The following is a 24,406-nucleotide window of genomic DNA, read 5'->3' as shown; positions in this document are numbered from 1 at the left end:
AAATACGATTATGCCATGAAATCCTTTGTTAAGGCGCCTCAGCGAGTCAGGGAGAATATATGTTTACGGGTATCGTGCAGGGTATGGCAACACTGGTTGCCATTGAGGAGAAGGAAGCATTTCGAACCCATGTGATTGAAATGCCGTCTCATATGCTTAATGGCCTTGAGTTAGGCGCTTCTGTCGCCCATAACGGATGCTGTCTGACGGTCACTGCTGTAGAGGGCAATCGGGTCAGCTTCGATCTGATGCGAGAAACCCTACGTTTAACCAATCTCGGTGAACTTGACGTGGGCGATAACATCAATATTGAGCGAGCGGCTCGGTTCGGCGATGAGATTGGTGGCCATGCCATGTCGGGTCATGTCATCTGCATGGCCAAGGTGACGTCTATTGACGTTGCGCCTAATAATCGCCGCTTGTGGTTCGAAATGCCGTCACAGTACATGCGATTTGTTTTCGAGAAGGGCTACATTGGTATTGATGGGATCAGCCTGACGATCGGTGCAGCCGAGGAAAACCGTTTCTGTGTCAATCTGATTCCCGAAACACTGGCGCGTACTACGCTGGGTGAGCGTGAAAAGGGAAGCATGGTCAACATTGAGGTTGATCCGCAGACGCAAGCAATTGTCGAAACCGTGGAAAGAGTATTGGCGAGTCGTCACCACGTATAAGTTCAATGCTTAAGGTGCCTAATGGGGCTTGAATGATGCGCTAGGCTCGATTCCCTTTTTCTCATTGGGTAACATGAGCGCCTTTTGCGCTCCCGCGATAGTCTATATGACTGGCGCAAGGCGTATCCTGAGCGTGGCAGTTACGAAACGCATTGCTTCATCGGCAGGCGTTAATGATCGATAGGCGTTCCGGCTGGCGTCGGTTGCGCCATTTTTCTGTTTCCAAGGAAGCCCATTGATGAGTATCTATGGCGATTACATCAAGTCCGTCATTCGAACCGTGCGTGACTGGCCAGAGCCTGGCGTCAACTTTCGTGATATTACGCCGGTACTGCAGAACAGCGCCGCGTTTCGCAAGCTGATCGATAGCTTCGTGCATCGCTATCAAGAGATGGATCTCGATGCGATTGCGGCGATCGATGCACGCGGTTTTATCATCGGGGCGCCGGTAGCGTACGAGCTAGGCTGCAGCTTTGTCCCGGTACGTAAAAAAGGCAAGCTGCCGTTCAAGACCATTAGCGAAACCTATACGCTCGAATATGGTGAGGCGACGGTGGAGTTGCACTCTGATGCGTTTCGCGAAGGCGATCGTATCCTGATCATGGATGACCTGATCGCGACCGGTGGCACTATGCTGGCCGCCGCCAAGCTGATTGGTCGAAGTGGCGGTAACGTGGTTGAAACGGCAGCGATCATCGACCTGCCTGAGATTGGCGGTTCCGAGAAGATCCGTGCCGAAGGGCACAGTGTTTTTGCCGTCTGTTCTTTCACTGAAAACGAATAATTCTTTCAGGCCCGCTGACATGCGGGTTTGTTCCTATATAGGCAAGCATCATGAGCGCTGACCGCTATCAGCAACACTGCACCATCTCCTGGGACCGCCTTCATCGTGATGTGCGGGCCTTATGCCATCGCCTGATCGAGCGTGAGTACAAAGGCATCATTGCGATTACGCGGGGCGGATTGATTCCTGCAGCATTGATCGCTCGAGAGCTGAATGTAAGGTTGATCGACACGATTTGTATCAAGAGTTATGACTATATGGATCAGGATGAAGTGAATGTCCTGAAAGGAATCGATCATGACGGTGAGGACTGGCTTTTAGTCGATGATCTGGTTGATACCGGCAAGACAGCACGGGCCGTACGCGAAATGTTACCCAAGGCTAATTTCGTCACGATCTATGCCAAGCCGGAAGGTAAACCGCTTGTTGATCAATATCTGACAGAAATTTCGCAGGACACATGGATTCAGTTTCCTTGGGACATGGGCATTTCCTTCGTGGAGCCGTTAGTCGACCAGCTCAAGTCACGCCAGAAGTAATTACCGTGAGCGTGAAGGGAGTCACACGATGAGTATGCCTTTGCCGGACAGCTGGGCGCGCCATCTCGGGCAGGAGTTTGATGAGCCTTATATGCAGGCGCTCAAGGCATTTTTGCGCGCTGAAAAGGACAATCACAAGACGATATACCCTCATTCGCAGGATTGGTTTCGTGCATTCGAGCTGACGCCCTTGGAGGACGTTAGGGTGGTTATTCTTGGCCAGGACCCTTATCACGGCCCTCACCAGGCGCATGGATTGTGTTTTTCTGTGCGTCCGGGCGTGGCAATCCCTCCCTCACTGGTCAATATCTATAAAGAGCTGGTAGCAGACGATGTCCCGTTTGCGCCGGTGAGGCATGGCTTTCTTGAACCTTGGGCGCGTCGTGGTGTTTTGCTGCTCAATAGTGTGCTCACGGTAGAGCAAGGTAATGCTGGCGCGCATCGTGGACGAGGATGGGAAACGTTTACCGATCGAGCCATTGAAACGATAAATCGTCACTGTGAGGGTGTCGTATTTTTGCTGTGGGGCAGCTACGCACAAAAGAAAGCTTCTTTTGTGGATCGTCAGCGCCACCATGTACTTCATGCGCCGCATCCCTCGCCGCTTTCCGCCCATCGTGGTTTTCTAGGTTGTCGCCATTTCTCCAAGACCAATGAATTTCTAAGCTCAAGGGGGCATATGCCCATTGATTGGCAATTGCCTGAGACGCCCGATGTTATGGAGTAAGCGCGAGTGCGCTCGGCGTTGGTAAGTGGGTTGATGAGGGGGCTGTATCATATATCCGCTTATTCATCTGTCTCATTCAACCAAAGCGCGGTGACAGGCCTTAACCTGTTTACCAGTAAAGGCTAGAATAGCGCGCAATTTGCCTATCATTGCCGCGATGTCTACGTCAGGTGAGATAAATCCGTACGCTTCGAACACTATTGAATATCGCGGTCCGCTCTACTCAAGGAAATTGCCGTCATGACTGTCCACGCTATCAATCATCCTCTCGTCAAGCACAAGTTGGGCTTGATGCGGGCTTCGGGGATTAGCACTAAAAGTTTCCGTGAGCTCGCGGGAGAAGTCGCTACGCTATTGACCTATGAAGCGACCAAGGGTCTGGAGTTGGAGAAGACCACGATTAAGGGATGGAGTGGCGCTCCGGTTGATATCGAGCATATCAAAGGCAAGAAAATGACCATCGTGCCGATTCTGCGTGCAGGGCTTGGCATGCTTGATGGTGTGACATCGTTGCTGCCAAGTGCGCGAATTAGTGTCGTCGGGTTATATCGTGACGAAGAAACGCTGGAGCCAGTACCTTATTTTGAGAAATTCGTCAGCGACCTTGATGAACGTCTAGCACTTGTTATTGATCCCATGCTGGCGACTGGTGGTTCGATGGTAGCAACGCTCGATATGTTGAAGGCGAAGGGGTGCCAACAGATCAAGATTATTGTACTGGTGGCGGCACCTGAAGGCATTGAGCGCGTACAAAAGGCTCATCCTGATATTGATATTTATACGGCTTCCGTTGACCAAAAGCTCGATAAAAATGGCTATATTGTTCCAGGATTGGGCGATGCAGGCGATAAGATATTTGGTACGCGCTGAGTTTCAGTTAATAAGGTAAAGGCCCCTGTTTAGGGGCTTTTTTTATAATGACGACTATTCAGTATTCACGAATACGGCTTCTTGCTAATTTCAAAATAGTCATCATTAAAGATGCCGATTGGCAGTGGTTAATGGGCGATTGGATAAACAACACCTATCATTACAGGCTATGGAACATATGCCTCAACAGGTTCAGCGTGATCAGATAACCGGTGTGATTCTGGCAGGCGGGCAGGGACGCCGCATGGGAGGCGTTGATAAGGGATGGGTAGATTTTGAAGGACGTCCCTTGATCGAACATATGCTTCGTCTTTTAAGCACCCAGCTCGATAATGTGCTGATTAATGCCAACCGCTCGCAGGAGCGATATCGTGCCTTGGGTGTTGAGGTGGTTGAAGATGCTCACGCAGGCTTTCAAGGCCCCTTGATGGGTATCTATAGCGCAATGAAAGCGTCTAGGACGCCGTGGACGCTGGTAGTGCCTTGCGATACACCTCTTTTGCCCAATACTCTCGTCACTTCTCTTTCACAAGCAGTCGATACCCAGCATGCGGATATTGCTTATGCATGTGATCATGACCGTGATCATCCGGTCATTGCGCTGATTAGAACCGCATTGGTGGATGATCTGGAAGCCCTATTGGCCTCAGATGAGCGTAAGATAAACCGATGGTATGCACGCCACCGCCAAGTGGCGGTAATGTTTGATAATGCCGACATGTTTGCCAATATCAATACGCCTGAAGAGCGAACCCATCTTACTGGTCGTCTCTGATACGGCATGCATCGCAGCTGCTTTGAGCCACTAGACTAGGATTGCCGCCAGAGAATGCCGTTGTATTGTTCTGGTGGGAAGCAATGACTAGCAGTATTAAAGGCAAAGATTGAAAAGTCCTGAGTGAATACACGGCCTTACTTAAGAAGGACTGGCATGACTAAGCTGGATTTGACGCATCTTGATATTCCTGTGCTTGGCATCGCGGCCTGGAGCGGTACTGGAAAAACGACACTTCTGGAAGCTATCTTGCCGCGCCTGCGGGAGCGAGGACTACGCGTGGCGGTCATCAAGCATGCTCATCATGAATTTGATGTGGATACGCCGGGTAAGGATAGTCATCGTTTACGCCAAGCTGGTGCGGTGCCCATGCTGGTGGCGTCGAAGCGACGGTTTGCATTGATGATGGAAACGCCTGAGCTGGAAGAGGCCGATTTGTCTCAACTCATAGAGCAGGTAAAGCCCCTGTCGCCGGACATGATTTTGATCGAAGGTTTCAAGGCATGGAACATGCCCAAGCTGGAGCTGTTTAGATGCAATGTTGATAAACCGCTACGTGCTTTCGAGGACAAATGGATCCGTGCGATAGCGACGACCGATGATGTCGAGTTGCCCCATGGTATCGAACGTCTCGATCTGGATAATCATGATGTCATCATTGATTGGATGATGGCATGGCCGTCGCGCTGGGTAACGATGCGGCAGGGGCCGCGGGAATGACTATTAGCTGTTTTAGCATGTCGCCCCGTAGCCTTTCCGTTGAAGAGGCGCATCAGCTTCTTTCCTCCATGATGCCTGCTCCGCTCGATATCGAAGCTGTAGCACTTCATTGTGCACTTGAACGTGTGTTGGCCTGCGATATCGTTTCACCCATCAATGTGCCGGCCTATACAAATTCAGCCATGGATGGTTATGCCATGGCATGGCAGCAAGGAAATTATCGCTTTCGCCTCGTAGGCGTAGCATTGGCAGGGCATGGCTTTGCAGGCCCGTTGAATCCCGGGGAATGCGTGCGAGTCACGACTGGGGCGCCATTGCCTGAAGGTGCCGACACGGTAGTCATGCGTGAGCAAGTCGAACTCAACGGTAATGATGTCATCGTGCTGGCGCCTGAAAAAGTCGTGCCAGGCCAGAACGTTCGTCAGGCAGGGGAAGATATTTGCCAAGGACAAACGGCCTTGACCCAGGGGACGAGACTAAAGCCGCAGCATTTGGGGCTTGCAGCATCATTGGGGATGGCTGTGCTCAAGGTGTACAGCCGTCCTCGGGTGGCATTGTTTTCAAGTGGTGATGAGGTGAGGGCGCCGGGGACCCCGCTGGCTGAGGCGCAGATATATGATACCAATCGATTTGCGCTACACGGCCTGTTGACGAAGCTAGGAGCGGAGGTCATCGATTTGGGTATTTTGCCTGATCAGGAGGGCAAGATTCGCGATGCCTTGCAGGCCGCCAGTACGCAGGCCGATATGATCATCACGTCTGGTGGTGTTTCAGTCGGAGAGGCTGATTGGATAAAAACGGTACTATGTGAATTAGGTGATATAGGGCTTTGGCGTATTGCTTTGCGTCCTGGCCGTCCGCTTGCGTTTGGGCATATTGGATCTGTGCCTTTTTTTGGACTGCCGGGCAATCCAGTGGCCGTGATGGTGACCTTCATCCAATTCGTTCAACCCATGCTGCGCCACATGATGGGGCAACGGGACTGGTATCCTCAACGATTTATGGCCATCGCCGATGAGCCGATGCACAGCCGCCGCGAACGTATCGATTATCATCGCGGTATTTTTCGTTGTGATGAGCAGGGGCAGTTACACGTGCGTACCACCGGCGCTCAGGGATCGAATATCCTGACATCGATGGTGCGTGCCAATTGCCTGATTGAAATTGATGAGCATCATGAGCAGGTCGCTGTCGGCGAGCGGGTCACTATACAACCCTTTGGAGAGTTGACATGACGTTGACGCATCTCAATGCGCGTGGCGAAGCCCATATGGTGGATGTCGCCGATAAGCAGGAAAGCCGGCGTGAGGCGGTAGCTACCGGGAAAATCTCGATGCAGCCCGAAACGCTTGCGCTTTTGAGTGATGGCGGATTGCCCAAGGGTGACGTATTGGCAACGGCGCGTATAGCCGGTATCCAAGCCGCCAAGCGAACGCATGAATTAATTCCACTTTGCCATCAATTGATGCTTTCCAAAGTCAGCATTGAGTTTGAGCTTGATCACACACATTCCTGTGTTCATGTTTCTGCCCGATGCCGCCTGAATGGTCGTACCGGCGTGGAAATGGAAGCCCTGACGGCTGTATCGGTCGCTTGTTTGACGCTGTATGACATGTGCAAGGCGGTCGATAAAGGCATGATTATTGGCGACATCGGAGTTGAGTCAAAGACAGGCGGTAAATCCGGTGATTGGGTGCGCGATGACCTGAATAAGGTATCGTCAAAAGCGTTACCCGAGAGCTCGCTAGAAAAAAGCGCGGAAAGCCAGAAGACGGTAACCGTTTTGTTTTTTGCGGAACTTCGAGAGCGTATCGGTGTCGAGAAGTTGAGTGTTTCACTCGGAGATTTGGGCGCGCCTGACATCGTGTCCTTAAAACGTTGGCTCACCACGCGCCATACTGATTTCATGGCACTGGAAAACCCACGCATATTATGTGCACGAAACCAGGATATGGTTTCTGTTGATACGATGCTGAAGCCTGGGGATGAAGTGGCCTTCTTTCCGCCAGTGACGGGAGGTTAATCATGGTCCGTGTTCAGCAGGCACCCTTTGACCTGAACGCCTTGTACCATTCGCTATCCGCTGAGCGCACCGATATTGGCGCTGTGGCTAGTTTTGTCGGGCGCGTTCGTGATTTCAATGAACAGCCTGATGTTGAGGCGCTGACGCTTGAACATTATCCGGGCATGACCGAAGCAGTACTAACACGCATTGTTGAACAGGCGGAGCAGCGCTGGTCCCTTGCCAATGTGATTGTTGTGCATCGTGTCGGACGACTCACGCCTGGTGATGATATTGTTGTAGTACTGGTGGCAAGTGCACATCGACACGCTGCTTTCGAAGCTTGTGAATTCATCATGGACCTTTTAAAGACCCAGGCGCCTTTTTGGAAAAAAGAACATACGCGCCAAGGGGATTATTGGGTTTCAGAGCGGCATTCCGATAAGGAAGCGCGCCAACGTTGGGAGCAGGGATGAGTGAGTTGATTGATAGTTTTCAACGCAGGATTAGTTACGTCCGCATTTCCGTGACTGACCGTTGTGACTTTCGTTGTGTCTATTGCATGAGCGAAGACATGACATTTCTGCCACGCAATCAAGTATTAACCATTGAAGAGCTGACTCAGGTCGCTCGAGCTTTTGTGGCACTAGGCGTTGAGAAGATTCGTCTCACCGGAGGCGAGCCATTAGTGCGCCGCAATATCGACCAGCTAGTGCGTGATATTGGTAGTCTTGAAGGGTTGAAGGATTTTGCCATGACGACCAATGGTGCTCAGCTGAATCGCTATGCTGAGTCACTGTACCAAGGAGGCATGTCGCGCCTGAATATTAGCTTGGATTCTCTTGATACTGAGCGTTTCAAGCGGTTAACGCGTACGGGTGATTTAAACCGCGTGCTTGATGGCATCCAGGCGGCAAAGAAAGCGGGCTTTGAGCGTATTAAACTTAATGCAGTGATCCTCAAGGGGCGTAATGACGACGAGGTGGTAGATCTTGTCGATTTTGCTCGTAGTGAGGAAATCGATATCAGCTTCATTGAGGAAATGCCGCTTGGCAATATTTCCGATCATGGCCGTGAGGAAACATACTGCTCAAGCGATGAAGTGCAAGCAATGATTGAGGCGCGTTATCCGCTTTTTGCCTCAACCGAGTCTTCATTAGGTCCTGCTCGCTATTTCCGCATGGCAGATAGTCATACAAGAATTGGCTTTATTTCCCCGCATAGCCATAACTTCTGTGATAGTTGTAACCGGGTGAGGGTAACAGCAGAAGGGCGGTTGCTGCTTTGTCTTGGGAACGAGCATTCGGTCGATTTACGCGAAGTGTTGCGTCAATATCCCGGAGAAATGGAGCCGCTAAAACAGCGTATTCGTGATGCAATGAGTCTCAAACCCCATCGTCACTATTTTACTACTGATGGTGACGTACAAATTGTTCGTTTCATGAATATGACCGGTGGTTAAACATATTAGGTTAATGTTCTGGTCATAGTGAGTGGCGTATTCAAATAACATGTTTTCGTTATAATTCTTGCTAATGAAAGCATACGTTTTATACTTGCTTTAAAACTCATAGTAGTTAAAGCGGGGGATAAAAAAGATGGATTCATTGGAACGTATTGCTCGCAATAAAAATGTTGCTCGTGCTGCTGCAAGGCAATTAAGCATGGAGCAATTGAGCAAGTTATCGGAAGTCATTGATGAAGTCATCAAGCAGAAGCAGGATGAGGATAAGGGGCGCCGCGAGGAAGAGGCAAAAAAAGAGCAGAAACTTGCTGAAATTCGCGCCGCGATGAGTGACGCAGGCCTATCGGTCAATGATCTTGTGGGTGAACAGCCTAAGCGTCGACGTGGGCGCCCACCTAAAGACAGCAATAGCCAAGCTGCTAAAAATGATTAGTGCTTCAGTAGACCAGTAAGATTTACGGCTGATTTTGATCGGTAAGACGAAGCATATAAAACAAAATGAGCATTGCGAGTCATCGATGCTCATTTTTTTATGGCTAAACTTGGGCAAGTTCAATTTCGATGTGCATAGGTGACAGCATATGGTCGAGGAGCCATTGCGTTAACAACGGTTTTAAGTGGGCGGCCAGCTCATCAATAGTCTGCGCTTCAAGGAGTTCCAAATTATTATCCAGCCACTCTGCTAAAACCTGTTCGTCAATTTTTTCTACGATGTCACCGTCAAGTATCAAACGTCCAACACGCTGCCAGTGTTTACGGTCATGTACTACAGGTATCAACAAAGCAATACTGTTACGCGTTACTCGACGATGAGTGTTATTTTTTTGTCGCTGGGAAATAAGGCGAGGTTTAAGCTCCAAAATCTCTTTAACATGGAGCTCATGACCATTCCATTTTAACCATTGGCCATCACTTGGAATCAGTGGCACTTCAATATCCATGCTCTGGGCCAGTTGCTGATGGGCTTCCTGATGCAGCCGTTCGCCATGTACAGGGATAAGACATCTCGGTTTTACCCACTGATAAAGTGCCTTTAACTCTTCTTGAGCGGGATGGCCTGAAGCATGAAGCTCGGGATGTTGTTTTTCTTCATAAACGTCAAGCCCTAGATATTTGAAGGCGTTCTGCAAGCGTTTGATAGCTTCTTCGTTGCCTGGTATAGCCTTGGATGAAAAAATGACGCTATCCCCGGCCTGAAGCTCAATATCAGGATGTGTGTTATGTGCCAGGCGGGAAAGCGCGGCTCGAGGTTCTCCTTGGCTACCTGTTGCGATGACGAGTACTTCATGCCGGGGAAGATATCCTGCATCGCGTAGCGGTACGAGATTAGGAAAATCTTCCAGATACCCTAAGCTTCGAGCGACCTGTACCATTCGCGTCATGGCTCGCCCAAGTAGTACCACGCGTCGGCCGTTACGTTCGGCAGCCCGGCCGATGGCTTGGATGCGTGAAAGATTGCTGGCAAAGCAACTAATGACTACACGGCCCTGGCATTGATGCAAATGTTGTTCAAGGGCAAGAGCGACTACGCCTTCGCTTCGGGAATGACCTGGTTGAGGTGCATTGGTAGAGTCTCCGACAAGAAGGTCGACTGCGCCCAATGATTGAAAAGCGGCTTTATTTAGAGGCGAACCAATGAGCGGTGTTTCGTCAAGCTTCCAATCGCCGGTATGCAAGATGCGATGAGTATCGGCTGTAATTAGTAGCGCACAACTTTCAGGAATGGAATGTGGAACGGGTAACGTACGTACGCAGAAGGGCGATAGTTCAAATGTGTTGCCTGGGGTAAAGATATTTATAGCGTCAGTGCGCAGGCCGAGATCTGAAAATTTATGACGTAGTAGGCCTGCTGCAAGTGGAGAAGCCCAGATGGGACATCCCCAGCGTGGCCATATCCACGCAAGAGCACCGAGATGATCTTCATGACCATGAGTAAGCACAATGGCTTCAGGCCTTATCCCGTATGCGGCAAGTGACTCTACATCGGGTATTTGAAGCGGAGCGTCAGGAAGATCCTGTCGTATTTGCATGCCGCAATCGACAGCTATCCATTGACCCTCAAACCCATAAAGTGTCAAGTTCATGCCGATCTCTCCGCATCCCCCTAGGGAAAGAAAATCTAGGGGTGGGCGACGGCGCGGGCGGATGTGTACTCGTGGTCGATGCATAGCCACTCTAAGCGCATGTGAATTTTAACTATACGCAAGGCTAGAATGAGCCACAACGCATAGTGCGCAAAAGTCGCTGAATTCGTTACAATTATCGATTCTTTTCTTAATAAAGACTTTGTCTTACGGTACATCCCATGTCGCATTTTTATCGCTTGGTCGTTTCCTGCCCTGACCGGGTAGGCATCGTTTCGAGAGTTTCATCATTCATCGCCGATCAAGGTGGGTGGATCACCGAAGCCAATCAGCATTCAGACCTAGCCACCAAGCGCTTTTTCATGCGTTATGAAATAGATGCAACAGGTATTGCTGGTGATATTCAATCGCTTCGCGATGCTTTTGCAGTTATTGCCGAAGAGTTTGGAATGCAGTGGATGCTACACGATACGTCGCGGCGTAGGCGCCTGGCTATCATGGTATCTCGCGAATCTCATTGCCTGGTCGATTTACTTTATCGCTGGACAGCAGGTGAGCTGGAGTGTGATATCGCGTGTGTTATTTCCAACCATGATGATCTTCGTCCTCTGGTTGAATGGCACGGCATTGCTTACCACCATGTGCCGGTGTCCAGAGAAAATAAGCCGCAGGCATTCACACAGGTTGAGCATTTCATAGAGACATCCAAGGCTGATGCGATTGTTCTTGCACGCTATATGCAGATATTACCCCCAGCACTTTGTGAGCGTTATTCTGGGCGCGTCATCAACATCCACCATAGTTTCTTGCCGTCATTTGCGGGTGCCAAACCCTATCATCAGGCACATGAGCGGGGCGTTAAGCTGATCGGGGCAACATGCCACTATGTCACAGAGGAGTTGGATGCAGGGCCAATCATTGAGCAGGACATCCAGCGTGTTACACACTGCCATACGCCCGATGATCTAGTACGAATAGGGCGTGACATCGAAAAAGCCGTTCTGGCGCGTGGCGTAAGATGGCATTTGCAGGACAGGGTTTTGATCGACGGTAATAAGACCGTTGTTTTTGCCTAAGGGAAAGCGACATAGCGTGATCAAGTGTGCACCTTCTATAGGGTTGGAGGGGGTGCGCGCTGCTAGTGAAGTAGTAGGTAATGCAGTTATGTAAATAAACTAAGTTGCTGCGTGGCCTCGGCAGGGCTAAGCCGGACACCTACGCCCAGCAGCCGGACGGGGCGAGCACCACGTTGCCAAGCTTCATCGAGAAGAGCTAAAAAATTCTCAACGTCTGGTGAATTGCCCCCTGATTCAAGAGTCGTTGAGGAGAAATCAGTAAAGCGTACTTTGACGAATAACTTGTTGGGTGTGGGATGATTACGCTTTGAAAGCCTTACTTTAAGTTGAGCCACAAGGTGAGGTAAGGCTTCGCGACAGGAAATTAGATTCGGTAAATCGTGATGGAATGTCGTCTCGACACTCACTGACTTGCGTTCACGTTCAATCTGTATCTCGCGATTATCTATCCCGTTCGACAGTTCATGTAGCCGGTAGCCAAATTTACCGAAACGTTCAATCAACGCAGCGACAGACCATTGACGTAATTGCTGACAGGTCTGTATTCCCATTTCATGGAGGCGTTTTGCTGTAGCTGGTCCGACACCATGCAGATGTTTTACCTCAAGCGAATCGAGGAAGCTCTCGACCTGATCGGGCGATATAACACATAACCCATCGGGCTTATTCCAGTCACTTGCTATTTTGGCAAGAAACTTGTTGGATGCGACACCGACGGAAATGGTGATTCCAGTTCGCTTTTTTACTTCTTCTTTAAGCCAGGAGGCCATCCATGTGGCGCTGCCCTTGAAAGAGGTAACACTGCTCACATCTAAAAATGCTTCGTCAAGAGACAAGGGTTCAACTAGAGGTGTCAACTCATGAAATATTGTCTGTATATCTTGAGAGACACGACGATACTTTTCAAAGTTTGGAGGAATCACGCGAAGGTTGGGGCATAAGCGCATTGCTTGAGCTGTTGACATGGCGGAATGAATGCCAAAACTTCTTGCCGGATAATTACATGTAGCAATGACACCACGTTGTGCTGCTTGGCCACCTACGGCAATAGGCCGTTGTGCCAGGCTCGGGTCGTCTCGCATCTCTACAGCAGCATAGAAGCAATCACAGTCAGCATGAAGAATCTTGCGCATGAAGGGATAATGAAGTTTTGCTGTATGAATGTCCAGCTTGGGGTGGGTGAAATGCAATGTTGTTCGCCTACTTATAAGTAATCACCTTAGCAAGCGCGTATGTACTAAAATAGGCTCACAACGAAGCCTCAATAAATGATTTGTAACTTGAGCATGAGTGTAAGGAAATGAGACTGTTTTTATCATACGGGGTGTTTATAAGCGTTATATAGCGAGGCTACTTTTTTAAAAATAATGATTTAGATGACTCTGTTGTTTGGGTATGAGTAGTGTTTAGGCTATGATTTGGGGCAATTTTTATTTTGATAAGGTTTGATGGCGCATGCTTTCACTGCAAGGGGCTACGTTGGTGGGCGCCGGAAACGACCGAAGAGTTTATCAGCATCCCGATTTTCCCAATCGTTGTATTAAAATAGCGCGTTATCCTGAACGCGGTAGTGAACAAAACACTCGTGAAAAGCGTTATTTTTCTCAGCTGAAGCAACGTGATTTATCTTCTTGGCGACATGTGCCTGAGTATTTTGGCACTGTAGAAACGGACCAAGGAGAAGGGCTAGTATTTTCATTAATTTTAGATGCCAATGAAACTATTTCAAAAACATTGCGTCACTATAGGCAATCAAGTGAAATTGTACTGAATCAGGAAATGCTTGTTGATCAGCTGGATGCGCTTTATCGGTATCTCTATGATAATTGGGTTGTTCCCTCTGATCTAAATGATCGCAATATTGTTTGTCAGTATCAGGAAAATGGCCATTTTCATCTCTGGTTAATTGACGGCGTATCTAATCCAGCTCTGTTACCTTTAGCAACCGTTTGGCCATGGTTTGCACGACGTACAATAAATCGGCGTATGCGACGTTTCTATACCAAGCTTGAGAGAAGCGGCTTATTAGATGGGCACCAGTATAATCGGTTGAGAAGAGCACTTTGCTAGCGTCGTAAATGATTTTCTGAGGAAATATAATTTTTACAACTTTTTTAATATTAATTAAGCTAGCCTTTATAAGCTACTGTATTAATATGTAAAAAGTAATGCTGTTACGGGTGGATGTGGTAGTAATGTGGCTATATTATATATAATATTCCGGTCAAGCTATCAATTTTACTGTCGCTGAGCTTATAATCATGATAATGGAATAATTATTACCAATAATCTATTGGTTTTATTTAAGGTTTTTTGAATAAAGCAAAAGTGCATGTGTGAAGTAGATGGTTAAACACACATCTTTGCTTTTCACCGCGAGATGAGGTTTATAGATGTCTTTACTTAATGAGTATATGAAGAAAGAGCAGCTTCTCAAGCAGTTGCGTGATGAATTGCAGCAACTAGAGCAAGATCAGCGTTTAAAGAGTGAGCTTGAATTTAAGGGCAAGCTCGAATCTTTAATGAGTGAATATGATAAAAAAGCCAGTGATGTCATCGGTTTGTTAGACCCAGAGGCGTTGGAGGATAATCCTCAGAAAGTTAACGCTAATGTTGATTCAACATCAAGCCGTCGTAAGCGCAAGTTGAAAGTGTATAAGAACCCGCATACTGGTGAAGTAGTGGAAACGCGGGGTGGAAACCATAAAACATTAAAAACGTGGAAAGAAGAATACGGTAACGATACTGTTGAAAGCTGGGTGGAAAACACAGCTGATTAATGCAGGTCACTTTTCTGTCATGGGAGACGTAGAAGGGGAGTTTAATGCTTCCCTTTAACCATTTTTCTTTAGATATACGTTTTTATGGCGACTATTATTTGGCTTTGATGGCTAGTAATGATGTGATGTCTACTGACTACAATAGTACTGGATGTCACGATTAACCTATCGCTTGCCCATTTGACTGGATCCTGTCTGACAAGTTAACGAGAAGTCTCAATAAGTAAAATCAGTGTAACAACAAGATTTACATATTATAAATAATTGCTTTGAGCTAATTTGAGGATTAATAGCAGCAGAGAAGCCTAAAGGCTTCTCTGCTGCTATTGGTAGGGCGTTATTCGTAACTTTCTTCAGGGTTGCGCCAGTAATATTGAGTGTCACGCTCTTGCGTGAGTTCATATAATGAATAACGGCGATTTAGGCGAGCACCACTATCTCGTGTAAGGGGTTGCCAAGATAAGCCTCCTTTCTGACGGCCCGCACCCGAAAATAATGCATCCAAGGGTAGGCTAACATATAGGCCGCGATTGAAGTCGCCTTCATCGAAGTCATCATCAGCATCAGTGAAGGTTGCCCATAATCCCATATTGACGCCGTTAGCAAACTCACGAGAAAGATCGATAGTTGCGCCAAAGTCTTTCGCCAGATAGCGGCCTACGCTAAGGGCTGCCAGAACATCATGATAGCCAGTATCAAAATAGGCTGTAGCATGCCCGGTCCAGGTATCGTAGTCACGCGTACCAAAACCTTGGTCAAAATCTCGTTGCTTGACCCAGTTGGCATCTATCCCATAAGAGAAGATACTATCGAGCGGGCGGTAAAGTATTTCACCACCAGCGCCTGAGTACATCATTTCCAATATGCCGCCATATCCCATGACGAACCAGTTATCATTCAGTTGGCCAACACGCGTATATTGCAGGTTATAAAGCCCAACAGAACTTTCATCTAGATAATCACTTCTATGCGAGCGAACGCGATCAACATTTCCATTGTCGCTGTAATTATAGTCATCTAGATTATCCGCTAGTGTCCAACCCACCTGTCCTGAGAACCATCCGTTACTATCAGTACGTAGTTCGGCATCCAGAGAGAGATATAACTGATAAAGATAGCCATCTGGACCCCCGGCATTTTGTACCAATACAGGGCTGAGGCCATATGTGAAACGTTTTGGCTCATGCTCATATACAACGTTACCGGTTGGTTTAGCCAACTTGGTTTGCGCATAAATGCTTTGTTCGTACAGCGTTGAGTTACTATCTTGCTGGACGGCATCGACGAACATGTCTCGGTTATGTACGTCATCACGTAACACTAGCCCATGATTCGTCTGTCGATATCTAAATGTTTCGATATTTTCAGGCAGGCGATTATGAAGAATTCTATTTGCGCGGCCTTCAGACTTGCGTAGCGACTGGTAACGAGTAGGCTCACCTTCAATCGTCAGAGTGTTGTCATCGCGTGTTATGCGGCGTACAGCGAAACCGGCATTGCTGTCAAGCTTATCTGCGGTCTCTTGCCAGTTTGCTTCAATAGGATGCTCAGATGAAGCTGATACTGGCTCTGCCGGGGGATCACTCTGGAACTGGGGCAATCCAGAAAGATTAGTGCTCAAACTGACACCCCACATAAGTGTGCTGCCACGCTCCCAGCCGAGGTGCATATCTACATTATCAGTAAGCTGATAATGAGCTCCCGCATTGATATGCGAATCTTGATCGCGGTTTGATGGCAATGGCTCATTTTTATAATCGTTTGCATCATACTCTACGCTAAAGCGCAGTGGCTCCCAGGGCGTTTGATAGCCGATGCCCCCGAACAAGGCAGGCGAGCCTCTAAATAGGCGGTCAGTAGAAAAGTAATCGGAATTGGATGTGACCGTGCCTTGGCTATCGACCTCAAGGTTGTCGATAGCGTTATCAATGTCATCATCACCCGCTAAATAACCCCAGCCCATGCCTAATGAAAAGTCGAAGCTGTACCAGCGTTTGCTGGCAACTAAATATTCGCTTCTAAAGAGACTTGAGCCACCAAGATTACGGAAGCCCAATGCAATAGCGGGCCAATACCGTTCCTCACCCTTCAGAAGTATCTTGGCGTCGATGCCGTTATTCAAATAGTCATAGCCTGACAGCAAGGCGTCCAACTCACTTGCTGGCCCACTTAATCTTGTGTATCGGAAACCCAACTCGAGCCAGCTGAGGGGTTGGGTGCTGACGCTATATTGCTCATATGGTTCTGTACGGCTGAAATTGAACGTTAAAGCGCCAGGAGCAGCCATTCGCGCTGTTGGTATTTGCTGTAATCCTACGCCGCCAAAGTCAGACTGGATGACATTAGGCTGTGCATGCGCCAAGGAGGGGATACAACAAGCGGCCACAAAGGAAGAGATAGTCCTAGTTTTCATTAGAGGGCGTCATATTTGGTGAATAGATCCAAGACTGGCAATGGTCGCCTGGCCAACGAGTGGCCAGCCACTGTGGCAGAGCTTGATTAAACCAGTGAGCTGCAACAATGTTCAGGGAAATCTCCGAAACCACGCGGGCACCTGGAGGCAGGGGTTTGGAGGTGTTATTCCACGCTGCAATACCGAGCCTCTGGATATGACCATCAGGGGTGATCAAATTTACCCATTGAGATGATATTCCCTGAGAATGCGGTAATTCTTGCTTTATATCGTTAGTAGTTATCCCGCTGTGCCATGGTCTTCGTACAACACCCTTGCTGCTCCAGATTTCTATAAAATCACTTGGGCTACACATGCCGAAAACGACAGGGTTATTAATCGTGACGTTCTGTCTTGGGTGTGCAAGAAGCATGACGGGATCTATCCTGGCAACGGTACGGCGCCGGCCTTGCAAGGAAAGTACAGTTTTTTGCCATTGTAAAATGGCGGAACGTGACTGAATCTCCCCATTAATACGAAACTGTAAGGCTAAATTGTCCAATTCGGCTGCCAAGCGTTCGGCACTAATATGTTCATTGTCAGTTTCAGCATTATGATAAAATGCCGCAGGCCAGAATACATCTTCTTTTTCTGCAAAAGCATTCACTACTGCTTCATGCAGAGTATATGCGTGTGCTAAAGGCAGGAAGCCCAGTAACACTATACCCATCATTAATATGACCGTTCGCTTTATCACCATGGTTTGGCTGCCTTCCATATGAATGTAGGGGCTCCAGGCCAAGGGGTTTCCTCTGCTTGACGGATATGTGATGTGCGTGGTTCCCGCCACAAATAGTTATAAGTATTTTCACCATTAGCCCATTCTATTTTTTCAATGCATGGGGTCAGCAACATATTCGTTAAAGGCAAATTGACATGCTCTGGCGTGGATTTGCAGCGCAATGTGGCTTTCCCCTTGCTTGCTTGGTAGAGCATATCTTGATAATAAGCTTCGACTTGATAATAAGCGGGCAACTCATCTAATGATCGTTGCCAAGGGGGAATACCGTCATATAAATATCGTGTGCTCAATAACTCATGTTTAAAGCCGCCAGTGCTTGCAAGCCGTTCATTATGCAACATGAATGCGGTGTTTTTACTGCTTTGCCAGTAGGTGTTTTCAGCACTTCGAAGCGCCAAAAGATAGAAGTTATTAGCATTGTCTGTACTTTTAACTACGACAGAAGGTGACATGTGGTTGGATATATATTCAGAAGATGGTGTGTCCGATGAGAAGAAGTGCCATACGTAACTGCCAAGTGGCGCGGTACTTGTTGAACTGCAAGCACTTAATAAAGGAAATATCAAGACTGACAAGTGACGGGTTCTTAAAAAAGCTAATAGCCTAGCCATAGTTATAAATGCCTAGCATAACTGGATATGCCGTTAAATATATGAAATTTCTTTTCTGTTAGTCACGGTACCAGTATACAGATGAAAGTAAAAGAGACGTGTGTAGCTTACAAAAATATTTGAGAATAGTCTATTTTTTCAAAGGTTTACAATCCCTATGAAGACTTTATCACTTTGACCGGCAGCCAAGGCTGAAGCTAAATTATTGATGCTTGGAGTTGCTCGATGCATTTATGCTGTATTATGGCGAAGGAATTGACCAGATAGTTATGCGGAAGTTTTTCTAGCGCAAATTGCAATAAATAAAAATAGTTATATTTCATGATTCGAAGTATTAGATATCTAATTACTAATGATGCGCGAAACGGCATACATGATTCTAGTAGCCTTTGATACTATCAAATTACATTATTTTACTCGAAATTGATCAATATCCTTTATTGGGCATTTGATTTAAATAAATCTTGTGTAAACTCGCTTTGCACAGAGATGGCTGAGCTTATGCTGGGTGAGCATGTCTTTCATGGATTGAAAGGCAATCGTCATGTTAACAAAACAGACGAAGCAGATTGACATTCTGCTTCAGGCATCAGGGAACGCCGAACTTGAATCCTGGGGCGGTAGCGTGTCTGAATGGCTTACCATTCACGATTAGGAGACGGACGGATTGATGAAACGATTGCTTAGTTGCGCGCTAATGGGAAGCGCATTGGCTCTCGGAGGGTGTGTTCTTGCTCCGGGCGGTGATATTGATTATGACACTTCTGCGCCGCCGATCGATGATCTCGTGGATGTGGAGCCAATCACCTTTGGGTTGGTTCAGTCACAATCACATACCCGCACGACTGCAGTGCAGAATTCTGAGCTTAAACAAACCTCTATAGCATTGGCGCAAAACCTCGCCTCTTATGAATATCATATAGGCAAAGGTGATATTCTCAGCATTATTGTGTATGACCACCCTGAACTGACTATTCCTGCTGGAAGTGAGCGAAGCACAGTTGAAAGTGGGAACGTTGTTCACAATGATGGCACCATTTTCTACCCCTATATTGGACGTGTTCAGGTTCTAGGGAAAACGGTTAGAGAAGTTCGCGCTATTCTTACTCGCGCTCTTGGCGACTTTGTGGCAGAACCACAAGTTGAGGTTAACGTCGCAAGTTTCCAATCACAAAAAGTATATGTTACTGGGCAAGTCCAAAATCCAGGCTTGCAGCCTATTACTAACGTTCCTATGACGTTAATTGATGCTGTTACACAAGCAGGGGGTATGACGCAAAACGCTGATTGGCATCATGTTGTACTTACCCGCAATGGCAAAGAGCACATTATTTCAATTTACGACTTGTTGCAGAATGGTCAATTGGGCATTAATCAGTTAATGCAAAATGGCGATGTTCTGCATGTTCCGGATATTGGAAAGCAGAAAGTATATGTGATGGGGATGGTAAGGCAGCCCGGCGGTATCCCTATGGGCGGGTATGCTTATAGTTTAACGGATGCTCTTTCCCAAGCAGGTGGTATCAATGAAGATACTGCAGATGCTTCAGGGATCTTTGTTATAAGAAAATCCTTGAATAAAGATAAACTCGCCACAGTTTATCAATTAAATGCAGCGAATGCTGTAGCATTTGTTTTGGGTACAGAATTTGAGTTGGAGCCTCAAGATATTATTTATGTAACTGCTGAGCCTATTAGTCGTTGGAACCGTGTGATAAGCCAATTATTACCGTCTACGAATCTTACTCGGCAGGCTATTGGAACAAGTAACGATTATAATGATCTATAGATAGAAAGCTTCGCTTTTAGCCTTATGCCTAGTTACTAAAGCAACTAGGCATAAGGTGTTATATATGATGCAGTATTGATATTGATCAAATAGCTACATTGGATGTGGCATAAAGAAGCAGATTTGGTCAACCGTTATTAATTCTGCTGTTCATGTGAAATCATGTGCCACCAGCTTTTGGTAGCAGAAATTAGTGTTTAAAAGAGCGACAAAACCTATGGCCTCATCGATGGAAAAGAAACAGGCTGCGGAATCGAACGATGAGATCGATCTGGGACGCTTGTTCGGTTTGTTAATGGATCACAAGTGGCTAATCGTTGCTATAACAGGATTTTTCACCCTGTTAGGTTTACTCAATGCAATGCTTACTACGCCTGTCTATCAAGCAGATTCATTGATTGAAATTGAAGCTCGTCGTAATTCAGGTAATCCGGTACAAGACATTGGCGGATTATTTGGCGGTGGCCAGCCCCAATCAACTTCAGAAATCCAAATCTTGCAGTCAAGATATGTTCTTGGGCAAGCGGCTAATCAGGCTAATCTTCCATTAACGGTAACGCCCAATAAACTGCCTATTATTGGCGACTTCATTATTCGTCACAATATTAAGCGGCCTGATTTCGCACAAGGGTGGTCTTCTGTATGGGCGGGAGAGAGCGTTAATCTTACTCGTTTTGTTATTCCTGGTGAGTGGATCGGTAATGCTTTTACATTAAAATCGACCGGTTCAGATTCTTATGAATTGTTAAGAAATGATAAAACTATACTGACCGGACGTGTCGGAGAGCTGGCCCAGTCAAGAGACGGCAATGTAGAAGTGCGTGTAATGGATTTAAATGCCAGTAAAGGAGCTGAGTTTACTGTTGTTAAACATTCTGACCTTTCTGTTATCAATAGCCTACGTAGTCGGTTTACAGTTACAGAGGAAGGACGCTCTGGTACGGGCATCTTAAATCTAACTTTGACCAGTACAAATCCGCAAAAGGCAGAAGATAGCCTTAGGGAAATCACTCAGGTTTACCTGACACAGAATATTGAAAGGCAATCTGCTGAAGCTGAAAAGAGTTTAGAGTTTTTAAGACAACAGGCTCCCGAAGTACGTCAAAAACTTGCTGAAGCTGAAAATAAATTAAACAATTATAGGGTTAATCAGGATTCTGTCGATTTAACTCAAGAAACGCAGTCAGTCTTAAGTCGCCTGGTTGACATAGATTCGCAGTTAAATCAGTTAAAGTTCGATGAAGCAGATCTCTCTCGTCGCTTTACTAAAAATCATCCTGCTTACCAGGCATTACTAGAAAAGGAACAACAATTAAGAAATGATAAAAAGCAGCTGCAAAAAAGAGTAGATAACTTACCTGAAACTCAGCAGGAGGTTTTGCGCTTACAGAGAGACGTGAATGTCACTCAAGGCATATATGTTCAGCTTTTGAATAAAATGCAAGAAATGAATATTGCAAAGGCTGGCGCCATCGGGAATGTCCGGATTATTGACAAAGCTATCGTTCAACCGTCACCAATAAAACCGAGAAAGACATTAATAGTGCTTTTGGCGTTCATTATTGGTTTAGTGGTTAGCATTGTTACCGTCTTGATTCGTGGGATGATGAATAAGGGTATTGAAAGCCCAGATCAACTTGAAGATATGGGCATGCCAGTTTATGCAAGTATTCCACTTTCAACTGAGCAGTCTCGTTTAGTTAAAAGAGTCAGAACTCGCCAGAAACGCGGTGGGACTTCCGTTGATATTGGTATTTTGGCCGCCCGAGATCCTGCAGACATGTCTGTTGAGGCCGTTCGTGGGCTAAGAACAAGTTTGCATTTTGCAATGCTGGAAGCTCCAAACGCACGTATCATGATTACCGGCCCTAGTCCTGGAATCGGTAAAAGCTTTGTTACTGCTAACTTGGCTGCTGTATGTGCTCAAGCACAACAGAAAGTTCTAGTGATTGACGGAGATATGCGTAAAGGCCATCTACATCATGCATTTCAAGGGCCTTCAGATGGAGGCTTAAGTGATTTACTTTCTCAAAAAATGACTGTTGAGCAAGTGGTAAGAAGTGGTGGGATCGAAGGCCTAGATTATATTTCACGTGGTATGGCTCCACCTAATCCAGCAGAATTGCTCATGAGTGAGCGTTTTACACGTTTACTGGAATGGGCCGATCAGCATTACGATTTGGTTATTATTGATACGCCACCTGTTTTAGCTGTTACCGATGCTTCTATTGTCGGCAAGCAGGTAGGCACAACCATGCTGATTGCGCGGTTTGGTCAGAATCCTCCTAAAGAGATTGAGCAGGCATGGCGCCGCCTTGAGCAAAATGGTATTGAAGTCAGGGGATGCATACTGAACGCGGTTGAGCGTACAGCTAGCATGCGCTATGGCGGTGGTTATGATAATTACCAGTATTCATATAGATAAACTTTATGGCGGCAGTCATTGCCGCCATTTTATTCGAGAAGATTTAAATAATTATTATATTTTTCATAAATAGGCTTCCAGGGATAGGGAATTTGGTACCTCAATGAGGGATGAATTATGGGTATATTGATTAATACTATGGAAAAAAATCGTCGTCATTCCCTTTGGTATGAAAAACTCTTTTTCAACCGGTGGTTTCAAGCGTTTCTCGGACTAATAATTGTTCTGATGTTGCCAGCTCTTATATATTGGGGCTGGGGCTTTTGGCATGATTTAAATCAGGAGCATACTGTTTCCTTACTAGGTGCGATGATCGCGTATGCTATTTCAATTAGTGCCGTTCGTCATCTTTCTAGTTTTCCTGGTGCGAGAGCATTTGCTTATATCGTACCAACTATAACTATAGCTTATGTGGTTATGGTTGGGGTTGTTCTATTCCTCGGCTTAGAATATTCACGAACATTTCTTTTCATTTCTTATGTAGTGGCTGGATTTTACTGCTGTTTAGGTTACTTAGTTGGCAGCAAATACAAGGTACAGAAGCTTGCTGTTGTACCGTATGGAAAGGTACATCAATTTTGCAAAATTCCCGGAGCTGATTGGCGCTGGTTGTCAGAGCCGTCTCTTCAAGATATGCGTGTAGATGGTGTGGTTGCCGATTTACGTGGTGAACTGAGCGATGAATGGCAAAAATTTCTTGCTGAGTGCACTATACATCGTATTCCCGTTTATAACGCGCGACAAGTTTATGAATCTATCACCGGTAGGGTGCATCTTGATCATCTTTATGAAAATAGATATGGAAGTTTAATTCCAAGAGAAGATTATGAAATAGTTAAAAGATTTTTTGATTTTATTGCTGTTATATTGGTCATGCCATTTGTTTTACCTATTATGGCTGTAACCGCATTGCTCATTAAGCGTGATGATCCGGGCCCTGCCATCTTTACCCAGCAACGGATGGGGTTCCATTGCCGCCCCTTCAAAGTATATAAATTCCGTAGTATGTATTTGCATCATGAAGGGCTTGGCTTTACTTCTGAAGGTGAAGATCCACGTATCACGCGTATTGGTAAAGTAATACGCAAGTATCGGATTGACGAATTACCACAGCTTTTTAATGTGCTAAAAGGCGATATGAGTCTGATTGGGCCTAGGCCAGAATCAATTAATTTGGCGGAGTGGTATGAAAGAGATGTGCCCTTTTTCCATTATCGGCACGTTGTCCGCCCTGGCATATCTGGCTGGGCACAAGTAGAGCAGGGTTATGCTGCCGAAGTGGAGGGTATGACAACAAAGTTAGAGTATGATTTTTACTACATAAAGAACTTTTCTTTCTGGTTAGATATTCTGATCGTTATACGTACGATAAAAACCATGCTGACAGGTTTTGGCGCGCGATAGAATACTTATTCTGAGAGAGCTATTTAAGGCAAGGTACAGTAGTTAATACTGTACCTTGTTTTTTAATTTTACTTTCGGCCCCGCTAAAAGATGACTCAGGAAATAGAGTTTTTCATGAGTAGATGATGGGTACATCATACGTGGATTTTCACATGAAGGTGGATGTTAGAACATATTATTAATTTAGTGGGGGTCTCCCTTTTGTGTTTAACATTCCCATTGAGTTATTAATAAATAAAATTCATGCTTATCTATTGCTAATTACAATTAAATTATATGATGGGCGCTAAAGGTTAACGTCGGTGATAAATTGCTAAGAGCATCGTGCTTGAGTTTGTGTGGCATATTGGCTTAATAATTATTCTATGTGAAGTTGAGCTAGTTACTGTTACTCAGGGCTATGTAGCCAGTAATATTGGCGTTCAGGTAAAATTTCCCAAACATGAGTGGGAAATTAAATAAAACATATCCTAGAGATCCCTACAGA

General features: G+C 46.4%; 23 protein-coding genes. 18 read left to right on the top strand and 5 right to left on the bottom strand.

Translation table 11 applies throughout. The features are described from left to right. Positions 1-59: 59 nt before the first annotated feature. The 12 genes from C3Z11_RS12525 (at position 60) to C3Z11_RS12470 (ending at position 8,989) form a co-directional block, all read left to right on the top strand. Complete coding sequence (locus C3Z11_RS12525; protein WP_106478292.1) at positions 60-674, top strand: riboflavin synthase subunit alpha; 615 nt, start codon at positions 60-62, stop codon at positions 672-674. A gap of 238 nt (positions 675-912) precedes the next feature. After that, positions 913-1,458, top strand: coding sequence for an adenine phosphoribosyltransferase (locus tag C3Z11_RS12520; protein ID WP_106478291.1), 546 nt, complete (start codon positions 913-915; stop codon positions 1,456-1,458). Positions 1,459-1,508: 50 nt separating this feature from the next. Further along, a complete protein-coding gene (gene gpt / locus C3Z11_RS12515) occupies positions 1,509-1,997 on the top strand; it encodes a xanthine phosphoribosyltransferase (RefSeq protein WP_106478290.1) in 489 nt (162 codons plus the stop codon). A gap of 28 nt (positions 1,998-2,025) precedes the next feature. Further along, the gene (gene ung / locus C3Z11_RS12510) at positions 2,026-2,724 is read left to right on the top strand and encodes a uracil-DNA glycosylase (protein ID WP_106478289.1); all 699 of its coding nucleotides are present in this window, start codon (positions 2,026-2,028) and stop codon (positions 2,722-2,724) included. Positions 2,725-2,964: 240 nt separating this feature from the next. After that, entirely contained in the window at positions 2,965-3,594 is a 630-nt protein-coding gene (gene upp / locus C3Z11_RS12505; RefSeq protein WP_106478288.1) for a uracil phosphoribosyltransferase, read from the top strand. Between the two features lie 178 nt (positions 3,595-3,772). Continuing rightward, positions 3,773-4,369, top strand: a complete 597-nt coding sequence (gene mobA, locus C3Z11_RS12500) for a molybdenum cofactor guanylyltransferase MobA (protein ID WP_106478287.1) — start codon at positions 3,773-3,775, stop codon at positions 4,367-4,369. A gap of 156 nt (positions 4,370-4,525) precedes the next feature. Next, the gene (gene mobB, locus C3Z11_RS12495; protein WP_106478286.1) at positions 4,526-5,089 is read left to right on the top strand and encodes a molybdopterin-guanine dinucleotide biosynthesis protein B; all 564 of its coding nucleotides are present in this window, start codon (positions 4,526-4,528) and stop codon (positions 5,087-5,089) included. After that, positions 5,044-6,324 carry a bifunctional molybdopterin-guanine dinucleotide biosynthesis adaptor protein MobB/molybdopterin molybdotransferase MoeA gene (locus C3Z11_RS12490; protein ID WP_317450677.1) on the top strand — a complete coding sequence of 427 codons (1,281 nt, stop codon included), beginning with the start codon at positions 5,044-5,046 and terminating at the stop codon, positions 6,322-6,324. The genes mobB and C3Z11_RS12490 overlap by 46 nt, the downstream gene beginning before the upstream one ends. Then, positions 6,321-7,112, top strand: a complete 792-nt coding sequence (gene moaC / locus C3Z11_RS12485; protein WP_106478285.1) for a cyclic pyranopterin monophosphate synthase MoaC — start codon at positions 6,321-6,323, stop codon at positions 7,110-7,112. The genes C3Z11_RS12490 and moaC overlap by 4 nt, the downstream gene beginning before the upstream one ends. Positions 7,113-7,114: 2 nt before the next feature. Beyond that, entirely contained in the window at positions 7,115-7,567 is a 453-nt protein-coding gene (gene moaE, locus C3Z11_RS12480; RefSeq protein ID WP_106478284.1) for a molybdopterin synthase catalytic subunit MoaE, read from the top strand. Next, complete coding sequence (gene moaA / locus C3Z11_RS12475) at positions 7,564-8,553, top strand: GTP 3',8-cyclase MoaA (RefSeq protein ID WP_106478283.1); 990 nt, start codon at positions 7,564-7,566, stop codon at positions 8,551-8,553. Before moaE ends, moaA begins: the two co-directional genes overlap by 4 nt. A gap of 136 nt (positions 8,554-8,689) precedes the next feature. Further along, positions 8,690-8,989, top strand: a complete 300-nt coding sequence (locus C3Z11_RS12470) for an H-NS family histone-like protein (RefSeq protein ID WP_106478282.1) — start codon at positions 8,690-8,692, stop codon at positions 8,987-8,989. Positions 8,990-9,092: 103 nt separating this feature from the next. Here the strand turns inward: C3Z11_RS12470 and C3Z11_RS12465 are convergent, their stop codons facing one another. Then, positions 9,093-10,640: a ribonuclease J gene (locus tag C3Z11_RS12465; protein ID WP_106478281.1), complete on the bottom strand. Its 1,548-nt coding sequence runs from the start codon at positions 10,638-10,640 to the stop codon at positions 9,093-9,095. A 221-nt stretch (positions 10,641-10,861) separates the two neighbouring features. Between C3Z11_RS12465 and purU the strand changes: the two genes are divergently transcribed. Next, positions 10,862-11,716: a formyltetrahydrofolate deformylase gene (purU, locus tag C3Z11_RS12460; protein WP_106478280.1), complete on the top strand. Its 855-nt coding sequence runs from the start codon at positions 10,862-10,864 to the stop codon at positions 11,714-11,716. An 86-nt stretch (positions 11,717-11,802) separates the two neighbouring features. Here the strand turns inward: purU and dinB are convergent, their stop codons facing one another. Next, complete coding sequence (gene dinB, locus C3Z11_RS12455) at positions 11,803-12,849, bottom strand: DNA polymerase IV (RefSeq protein WP_106478533.1); 1,047 nt, start codon at positions 12,847-12,849, stop codon at positions 11,803-11,805. Between the two features lie 322 nt (positions 12,850-13,171). On the opposite strand from dinB, the gene C3Z11_RS12450 reads away from it, so the two are divergent. Continuing rightward, positions 13,172-13,786, top strand: a complete 615-nt coding sequence (locus C3Z11_RS12450; RefSeq protein ID WP_106478279.1) for a YrbL family protein — start codon at positions 13,172-13,174, stop codon at positions 13,784-13,786. A gap of 323 nt (positions 13,787-14,109) precedes the next feature. Further along, positions 14,110-14,496 carry a histone-like nucleoid-structuring protein, MvaT/MvaU family gene (locus C3Z11_RS12445; protein ID WP_106478278.1) on the top strand — a complete coding sequence of 129 codons (387 nt, stop codon included), beginning with the start codon at positions 14,110-14,112 and terminating at the stop codon, positions 14,494-14,496. A 337-nt stretch (positions 14,497-14,833) separates the two neighbouring features. On the opposite strand, the gene C3Z11_RS12440 is transcribed toward C3Z11_RS12445, so the two are convergent. From C3Z11_RS12440 to C3Z11_RS12430, 3 genes are read right to left on the bottom strand one after another with little or no spacing between them, the layout of a single operon-like run. Then, on the bottom strand, positions 14,834-16,909 hold the full coding sequence (locus C3Z11_RS12440; RefSeq protein WP_106478277.1) for a YjbH domain-containing protein: 2,076 nt from the start codon (positions 16,907-16,909) through the stop codon (positions 14,834-14,836). Next, a complete protein-coding gene (locus C3Z11_RS12435; protein WP_158701041.1) occupies positions 16,899-17,690 on the bottom strand; it encodes a capsule biosynthesis GfcC family protein in 792 nt (263 codons plus the stop codon). The genes C3Z11_RS12440 and C3Z11_RS12435 overlap by 11 nt, the downstream gene beginning before the upstream one ends. Continuing rightward, on the bottom strand, positions 17,642-18,301 hold the full coding sequence (locus tag C3Z11_RS12430; RefSeq protein WP_106478275.1) for a YjbF family lipoprotein: 660 nt from the start codon (positions 18,299-18,301) through the stop codon (positions 17,642-17,644). The genes C3Z11_RS12435 and C3Z11_RS12430 overlap by 49 nt, the downstream gene beginning before the upstream one ends. Positions 18,302-18,971: 670 nt before the next feature. On the opposite strand from C3Z11_RS12430, the gene C3Z11_RS12425 reads away from it, so the two are divergent. The 3 genes from C3Z11_RS12425 (at position 18,972) to C3Z11_RS12415 (ending at position 23,919) form a co-directional block, all read left to right on the top strand. Beyond that, positions 18,972-20,090 carry a polysaccharide export protein gene (locus C3Z11_RS12425; protein WP_106478274.1) on the top strand — a complete coding sequence of 373 codons (1,119 nt, stop codon included), beginning with the start codon at positions 18,972-18,974 and terminating at the stop codon, positions 20,088-20,090. A gap of 229 nt (positions 20,091-20,319) precedes the next feature. Beyond that, positions 20,320-22,515, top strand: coding sequence for a polysaccharide biosynthesis tyrosine autokinase (locus C3Z11_RS12420; RefSeq protein ID WP_106478532.1), 2,196 nt, complete (start codon positions 20,320-20,322; stop codon positions 22,513-22,515). Positions 22,516-22,632: 117 nt separating this feature from the next. Continuing rightward, entirely contained in the window at positions 22,633-23,919 is a 1,287-nt protein-coding gene (locus C3Z11_RS12415; protein ID WP_106478273.1) for a sugar transferase, read from the top strand. Positions 23,920-24,406: the final 487 nt, after the last annotated feature.

The sequence above is a fragment of the Phytohalomonas tamaricis genome, from assembly GCF_003012345.1.
Lineage (GTDB): Bacteria > Pseudomonadota > Gammaproteobacteria > Pseudomonadales > Halomonadaceae > Phytohalomonas > Phytohalomonas tamaricis.
Note: the sequence above shows the minus strand (reverse complement) of the source record. Positions and strands in the feature narration are given on the sequence as shown.

Coding starts and splice junctions, on each gene's coding strand:
- C3Z11_RS12525 (WP_106478292.1), top strand. CDS start 60: ATGTTTACGGGTATCGTGCAGGGTATGGCAACACTGGTTGCCATTGAG.
- C3Z11_RS12520 (WP_106478291.1), top strand. CDS start 913: ATGAGTATCTATGGCGATTACATCAAGTCCGTCATTCGAACCGTGCGT.
- gpt (WP_106478290.1), top strand. CDS start 1,509: ATGAGCGCTGACCGCTATCAGCAACACTGCACCATCTCCTGGGACCGC.
- ung (WP_106478289.1), top strand. CDS start 2,026: ATGAGTATGCCTTTGCCGGACAGCTGGGCGCGCCATCTCGGGCAGGAG.
- upp (WP_106478288.1), top strand. CDS start 2,965: ATGACTGTCCACGCTATCAATCATCCTCTCGTCAAGCACAAGTTGGGC.
- mobA (WP_106478287.1), top strand. CDS start 3,773: ATGCCTCAACAGGTTCAGCGTGATCAGATAACCGGTGTGATTCTGGCA.
- mobB (WP_106478286.1), top strand. CDS start 4,526: ATGACTAAGCTGGATTTGACGCATCTTGATATTCCTGTGCTTGGCATC.
- C3Z11_RS12490 (WP_317450677.1), top strand. CDS start 5,044: ATGGCCGTCGCGCTGGGTAACGATGCGGCAGGGGCCGCGGGAATGACT.
- moaC (WP_106478285.1), top strand. CDS start 6,321: ATGACGTTGACGCATCTCAATGCGCGTGGCGAAGCCCATATGGTGGAT.
- moaE (WP_106478284.1), top strand. CDS start 7,115: ATGGTCCGTGTTCAGCAGGCACCCTTTGACCTGAACGCCTTGTACCAT.
- moaA (WP_106478283.1), top strand. CDS start 7,564: ATGAGTGAGTTGATTGATAGTTTTCAACGCAGGATTAGTTACGTCCGC.
- C3Z11_RS12470 (WP_106478282.1), top strand. CDS start 8,690: ATGGATTCATTGGAACGTATTGCTCGCAATAAAAATGTTGCTCGTGCT.
- C3Z11_RS12465 (WP_106478281.1), bottom strand. CDS start 10,640: ATGAACTTGACACTTTATGGGTTTGAGGGTCAATGGATAGCTGTCGAT.
- purU (WP_106478280.1), top strand. CDS start 10,862: ATGTCGCATTTTTATCGCTTGGTCGTTTCCTGCCCTGACCGGGTAGGC.
- dinB (WP_106478533.1), bottom strand. CDS start 12,849: ATGCGCAAGATTCTTCATGCTGACTGTGATTGCTTCTATGCTGCTGTA.
- C3Z11_RS12450 (WP_106478279.1), top strand. CDS start 13,172: ATGCTTTCACTGCAAGGGGCTACGTTGGTGGGCGCCGGAAACGACCGA.
- C3Z11_RS12445 (WP_106478278.1), top strand. CDS start 14,110: ATGTCTTTACTTAATGAGTATATGAAGAAAGAGCAGCTTCTCAAGCAG.
- C3Z11_RS12440 (WP_106478277.1), bottom strand. CDS start 16,909: ATGAAAACTAGGACTATCTCTTCCTTTGTGGCCGCTTGTTGTATCCCC.
- C3Z11_RS12430 (WP_106478275.1), bottom strand. CDS start 18,301: ATGGCTAGGCTATTAGCTTTTTTAAGAACCCGTCACTTGTCAGTCTTG.
- C3Z11_RS12425 (WP_106478274.1), top strand. CDS start 18,972: ATGAAACGATTGCTTAGTTGCGCGCTAATGGGAAGCGCATTGGCTCTC.
- C3Z11_RS12420 (WP_106478532.1), top strand. CDS start 20,320: ATGGAAAAGAAACAGGCTGCGGAATCGAACGATGAGATCGATCTGGGA.
- C3Z11_RS12415 (WP_106478273.1), top strand. CDS start 22,633: ATGGGTATATTGATTAATACTATGGAAAAAAATCGTCGTCATTCCCTT.